The following is a 444-nucleotide window of genomic DNA, read 5'->3' as shown; positions in this document are numbered from 1 at the left end:
GGAAAAAAAGAGGAGGAAAGAAAGAGGGGAAGAAGAAAAAGGGGGGAGAGGGAGGGGGGGGGAAAAAAGGGGGAGGGGAGGGGAAAAAAAAAGGAAGGAAGGGAAGGGGAAAGGAGGGGGGGAAAAGAGAAAGGGGGGGAAAGGGGAAGGGAGGGGAGAGAGGGGGGGGGAAGAAAGGAAGAGGAAGGAGAGAAAAGAAAAAAAAGGAAAGGAAGGGAAAGGAGAGGAAAGGGAAGGAAAGGAAAGAGAGGAAGGAAAGGAAGGGAAAGGGAGGAGGGGGGGGGAGGGGGAGAGGAAGGGGGGAAGAGGAGGGGAAGGGGAGAAAAAGAGGAAGGGGGAAAAAAAGGGGGGGAAGAAGAAAAAAAAAGAGAAAAAAAAGAAGAAAAAAAAAAGGAAAAGAAAGGGAAGGGAGAAAGAGAGGAAGGAAAGAGAAAAAGAGAAAGA

1 protein-coding gene is annotated in these 444 nt (G+C 49.8%); it reads left to right on the top strand.

Features of this window, described 5'->3' with window-relative positions:
* On the top strand, positions 1–444 hold a 444-nt coding region (locus KH400_RS29690), incomplete at both ends, for a hypothetical protein (protein WP_217228014.1).

The sequence above is a fragment of the Desertibacillus haloalkaliphilus genome, assembly GCF_019039105.1.
GTDB classification, from domain to species: domain Bacteria; phylum Bacillota; class Bacilli; order Bacillales; family KJ1-10-99; genus Desertibacillus; species Desertibacillus haloalkaliphilus.
This window is presented reverse-complemented; position numbering and strand designations above follow the sequence as displayed.